Annotated in this window: 6 protein-coding genes; 4 read left to right on the forward strand and 2 right to left on the reverse strand. The window is 68.5% G+C overall.

Annotated features, from left to right (window positions below):
* Positions 1–107: 107 nt before the first annotated feature.
* From cysM to AC1D12_RS23725, 3 genes are read left to right on the forward strand one after another with little or no spacing between them, the layout of a single operon-like run.
* Complete coding sequence (gene cysM / locus AC1D12_RS23715; RefSeq protein ID WP_047509633.1) at positions 108–1013, forward strand: cysteine synthase CysM; 906 nt, start codon at positions 108–110, stop codon at positions 1011–1013.
* Positions 1014–1020: 7 nt separating this feature from the next.
* The gene (locus AC1D12_RS23720) at positions 1021–1572 is read left to right on the forward strand and encodes an NUDIX domain-containing protein (RefSeq protein WP_047509631.1); all 552 of its coding nucleotides are present in this window, start codon (positions 1021–1023) and stop codon (positions 1570–1572) included.
* Positions 1573–1583: 11 nt separating this feature from the next.
* Positions 1584–1811 (forward strand): sulfurtransferase TusA family protein, encoded by a 228-nt coding sequence (locus AC1D12_RS23725; protein ID WP_465113699.1) that lies wholly within the window; start codon positions 1584–1586, stop codon positions 1809–1811.
* Here the strand turns inward: AC1D12_RS23725 and galU are convergent.
* The gene (galU, locus tag AC1D12_RS23730) at positions 1808–2674 is read right to left on the reverse strand and encodes a UTP--glucose-1-phosphate uridylyltransferase GalU (protein ID WP_465113698.1); all 867 of its coding nucleotides are present in this window, start codon (positions 2672–2674) and stop codon (positions 1808–1810) included. The genes AC1D12_RS23725 and galU overlap by 4 nt on opposite strands.
* Positions 2675–2776: 102 nt before the next feature.
* On the opposite strand from galU, the gene AC1D12_RS23735 reads away from it, so the two are divergent.
* The gene (locus AC1D12_RS23735; protein ID WP_477827319.1) at positions 2777–3754 is read left to right on the forward strand and encodes an NAD(P)-dependent oxidoreductase; all 978 of its coding nucleotides are present in this window, start codon (positions 2777–2779) and stop codon (positions 3752–3754) included.
* On the opposite strand, the gene AC1D12_RS23740 is transcribed toward AC1D12_RS23735, so the two are convergent.
* The coding region (locus AC1D12_RS23740; RefSeq protein ID WP_477843253.1) for a class I tRNA ligase family protein at positions 3696–5346 on the reverse strand (1651 nt) is incomplete at its 5' end. The genes AC1D12_RS23735 and AC1D12_RS23740 overlap by 59 nt on opposite strands.

The raw sequence follows: 5346 nt of genomic DNA on the forward strand, positions 1-5346 counted from the left end.
GCGGTGGTGGCCGAGTAGGGGCTGTTGCCGGGATTTCGCCCGGCAGGGCGAAACCCTGCCAGAGCAACAACCCAGCGCCCCCTGCGACAATCTCGCGAGGAGACCCCATGACGCCGTACAAGACCCTTGAAGACGTGATCGGACAGACGCCGCTGGTGCGGCTGCAGCGCCTGCCGGGCGCCGACAACGAGCGGCGCGGCAACGTGATCCTGGCCAAGCTCGAAGGCAACAACCCGGCCGGCTCGGTGAAGGACCGGCCGGCCATCAGCATGATCCGGCGCGCCGAGGAGCGCGGCGACATCCGCCCCGGCGACACGCTGATCGAGGCCACCTCGGGCAACACCGGCATCGCGCTCGCGATGGCGGCCGCGATCCGCGGCTACCGCATGCTGCTGATCATGCCGGAGGACCTGAGCGTCGAGCGCGCGCAGACCATGAAGGCCTTCGGTGCCGAGCTGATCCTCACGCCGCGCAGCGGCGGCATGGAATACGCCCGCGACCTGGCCGAGCAGATGCAGCGCGACGGCAAGGGCCGCGTGCTCGACCAGTTCGCGAACGCCGACAACCCGCGCGTGCACTACGAGACCACCGGCCCCGAGATCTGGGCCGACACCGGCGGGCGTGTCACGCACTTCATCAGCGCGATGGGCACCACCGGCACCATCACCGGCACCTCGCGCTTCCTGAAGGAGCAGAACCCGGCCGTCCGCATCATCGGTGCGCAGCCTGCCGAAGGCTCGCGCATCCCCGGCATCCGCAAGTGGCCCGAGGCCTACATGCCGAAGATCTACGACCCGAGCTGCATCGACGAGACGGTCAGCGTCAGCCAGGACGCGGCCGAGGAGATGGCGCGCCGCCTGGCGCGCGAGGAAGGCCTGTTCGGCGGCATCTCGGCGGCCGGCGCCTGCTGGGTGGCGCTGGAGATCGCCAGGCGGGTCGAGAACGCGACGCTGGTGTTCGTCGTCTGCGACCGCGGCGACCGCTACCTGTCCACCGGCGTCTTCCCCGCCTGAGCCCACCATGAATTACGACACCCGCTTCTGCCCGAACTGCGCGACCGGCCTGCAGCCGGTGACGCTCGAAGAAGACGGCGGCCCGAAGACGCGGCTGCGCTGCCCGGCCTGCGCCTGGACGCACTGGAACAACCCGACGCCGGTGCTGGCCGCGGTGATCGAGCTGGCCGATCGCGACGGGCAGCTGCTGCTGGCGCGCAATGCCGCCTGGCCCGGCAGGTACTTCGGGCTGATCACCGGCTTCATGGAGGCGGGCGAGACGCCGCAGGAGGGCATCACCCGCGAAGTGATGGAGGAAACCTCGCTGACGGTCGATCGCCTGTCGATCATCGGGGCCTACGACTTCCAGCGGATGAACCAGGTGATCATCGCGTACCACGCGGTGGCGCGCGGCGAGATCAAGTTGTCGCCGGAGCTCGTCGAGTACAAGCTCTTCACCCCCGAGGCCGTGCAATGCTGGCCGGCCGGCACCGGCTATGCGCTGGCCGACTGGCTGACCGCGCGCGGCATCACGCCGCAATGGCGCGAGCTGATGCCGCGGCCGGTGGAACCCACTTGAAAGGACTCGCGATGGAAGCGCAGAAAGAAGTCGATGCCCGCGGCATGAACTGCCCGCTGCCGATCCTGAAGGCCAAGAAGGCGCTGGCCGACATGAACAGCGGCGAGCTGCTGAAGGTGATCGCGACCGACCCGGGGTCGATGCGCGATTTCCAGGCGTTCGCGCGGCAGACCGGGAACGAGCTGGTCGAGCAGAAGGCGGTGAACGACGAGTTCATCCACCTCTTGCGTCGACGTTAGAACTCCAGGTTCTTCAGGTACTTCCGGAAATCCGCCCCCAGCACCGGGTGAGCCAGCGCCAACTCCACGTTGGCCTCCAGGAAGCCTTCCTTGCTGCCGCAGTCGTAGCGGCGGCCTTCGTAGCGGTAGGCGAACACCTTCTCGCGGCGCAGCAGCCCGGCGATGCCGTCGGTCAGCTGGATCTCGCCACCCACGCCGCGCGGCTGGTTCGCGATCTCGGTGAAGACGCCCGGCGTCAGGATGTAGCGCCCGGCCACGCCCAGCCGCGACGGCGCTTCTTCCGGCGCCGGCTTCTCGACGATGCGGGTGATGTCGATCAGCCGGTCGTTCACTGCGCGGCCGTCGACGATGCCGTAGCGCTTCGTCTGCTCCGGCGGCACCTCCTGCACCGCCAGCATCGAGACGCGCCATTCGGCGAACTGCTCGACCATCTGCTGCAGCACCGGCTTCTGGCCCACCATCAGGTCGTCGGCCAGCAGCACCGCGAACGGCTCGTTGCCGATCAGCCGCTGCCCGCACAGCACCGCATGGCCCAGGCCCAGCGCCTGCGGCTGGCGCACGTAGACGCACTCCATGTCGTCCGGCTTCACGCTGTGCACCACGTCCAGTAACTCTTGCTTACCCGCCTGTTCGAGGGCTACCTCCAATTCGAAGGTCATGTCAAAGTGATCTTCGATGGGGCGCTTGTGCCGGCCGGTCACGAAAATCATCTCGCGGACCCCGGCGGCGTAGGCCTCCTCGACGGCGTACTGGATGAGGGGCTTGTCGACAACCGGCAGCATTTCCTTCGGTTGGGCCTTGGTCGCGGGCAGGAATCGCGTGCCGAGGCCCGCTACCGGAAAGATCGCCTTGTTGACAAACATGTGTGTCTGGTCCCTTTAAACTGTGATTTAGTCGACAAAAACCATTGTGTCACGGGCTCTTTGGAGGGCATGTGACACCGGGGCAGAGCCTCTCGAAGCCGCATGGACTTGCTGATCATCGAACCGCTGGAAGCAGAAGTCATGCAGTGGCTCGATGCGCGCTATTCGCTGCGGCAGGCGCCGGAGCTGGCGCGCGACACCCGCGCATTCCGCCAGGCGCTCTACAACGTGCGGGCGCTGATCCTGCCGCCCACCGTCGCGCTCGATGCGCAGGCGCTGCACTACGCGCCGGTGCTGCGCGCGGTCGGCCGGGTCAGCGCCGGCGCCGAGAACATCGACCTCGACGCCTGCGCGCGCGCCGGCATCGAGGTGGTGCGCAGCCAGACCGCCACCGCGCAGGCCGAGGCCGAGTTCATGATCGGCGCGCTGCTGTCGCTGCTGCGCCGCGTGCCGGTGGTCGGCTCCGACGGCATGCTGGTCGGCCGCGAGCTGGGCGCCTGCACCGTCGGGCTGATCGGCATGCCGCCGGCCGCGAAGGCGATGGCCCGGATGCTGAGCGGCTTCGGCTCGAAGCTCATCGGCTACGACCCGTCGCTGCATGCGAGCGACAGCGTGTGGAACCGCTGGCAGGTCGGCCCGGTGGGCCTGCGCGAGCTGCTGGAGCAGTCCGATGCGGTGTGCGTGCAGCTGAACTACTTCAGCCGCTACCACGGGCTGCTGGGCGAGCGCTTCCTGCCGTTCTGCAAGCCGAACCAGGTGATCGTCAGCATCGCGCACTCGGGCCTGTTCGACGAGAAGTCGCTGGCCGACGTGCTGTCCAGCGGGCGCGTCTCGGCCGTCTGGCTCGACAGCCTGGAGCCCGGCGCGCTGGAGCCGGGCCGGCCGCTGAGCGGCATGGACACGCTGCAGATCACGCCGCGGGTGGCCAGCACCACGCGCGAATCGCGGCTGCGCAGCTCGTGGGCGGTGGCCCGGCGGATCGACGAGCTGCTCGCGATCTCGGCCGGCGCACCGCGCGAGTTCAGGACGACGGACCCAGGCGTTCCGCTTGATGCCGCAGTCGATCCAGCGTTGCCGTGAAGTCGACCAGGCGCTGCTTCATTTCATCGACCACCGCCTGAGGCGCGCGCGCGACGAAGCTCTCGCTCGACAGCTTCGCGTCGCACTTGCCGATCTCGGCCTCTATGCGCTTGATCTCCTTGGCCACCCGCTCGCGCTCGGCGGCGACGTCGATCTCGACATGCAGCGCGATCCGCGTCTCGCCCTGCACCGAGACCGGCAGCTGCGCCGTCGCCGCCGCGAACGCGGCCTCGTCGTCGAACACCTGCACGCCCGACAGCCGGATCAGCGACTGCAGCAGCGGCGCGGCCTCGCGCACGAAGTCGTTGTCGCCGATCGCGTACAGCGGCACCGGCTTGGTCACCTGCATCTCGTTGCGCAGGTTGCGCGTCGCGCCGGCCAGGCCCTTGAAGCGCTCGACCCAGGCATCGGCCTGCGGGTCGACGCGCTCCAGCTGCGCCTTCGGGTACGGCGCGGTGACGATGCTCTGCCCGGAGCCCGYCGCCTTGCGGCCGGCCAGCGGCGCGACCACGTCCCACAGCTCGGCGGTCACGAACGGCATGATCGGATGCATCAGGCGCAGCACCGTCTCGAGCGTGCGCAGCAGCGTGCGCCGCGTCGCGCGCTTCGCCGCCTCGTCGCCGTTCTGCAGCTGCGCCTTCGCGAGCTCCAGGTACCAGTCGCAGTATTCCGTCCAGACGAACTGGTAGATGGCGTTGGCGACGTTGTCGAGCCGGTAGTCGCTGAAGCCCTGCTCGACCGCCGCCTCGACGCGCTGCAGCTCGCCGCTGATCCAGCGGTCGACCTTCGAGAACGACAGGTAGCCGGCGAACTCGCCGCCCGGCTCGCACTGCGCCTTGGTGTGCTCGGCGAGGCCGCAGTCCTGGCCCTCGCAGTTCATCAGCACGAACTTGGTCGCGTTCCAGAGCTTGTTGCAGAAGTTGCGGTAGCCCTCGCAGCGCTTGGTGTCGAAGTTGATGTTGCGCCCGAGGCTCGCGTACGAGGCCATCGTGAAGCGCAGCGCGTCGGCGCCGTAGGCCGGCATGCCGTCGGGGAACTCCTTCTTCACGCGCGCGGCCACCTTCGGCGCGGTCTCGGGCTTGCGCAGGCCGACGGTCGATTTCTGCACCAGCGTCGCGAGGTCGCGGCCCTCGATCAGGTCGACCGGGTCGAGCACGTTCCCTTCGGACTTGCTCATCTTCTTGCCTTCGCTGTCGCGCACCATGCCGTGGATGTAGACGGTGCGGAACGGCACGCGGCCGGTGAAGTGGGTGGTCATCATGATCATGCGCGCCACCCAGAAGAAGATGATCTCGTAGCCGGTGACCAGCACGCTGGACGGCAGGAACAGGTCCATCTCCTTCGTCTTCTCGGGCCAGCCGAGCGTCGAGAACGGCACCAGCGCCGACGAGTACCAGGTGTCGAGCACGTCCTCGTCGCGGCGCAACTCGCCGCTGTAGCCGGCGGCCTGGGCCTTGACCCGCGCGTCGGCTTCGGTGCGTGCGACGAAGATCTCGCCGCCGCTGCCGTACCAGGCCGGGATCTGGTGGCCCCACCASAGCTGGCGCGAGATGCACCAGTCCTGGATGTTSTTCATCCACTGGTCGTAGGTG

The sequence above is a fragment of the Rhizobacter sp. P1_G5 genome, assembly GCF_056405435.1.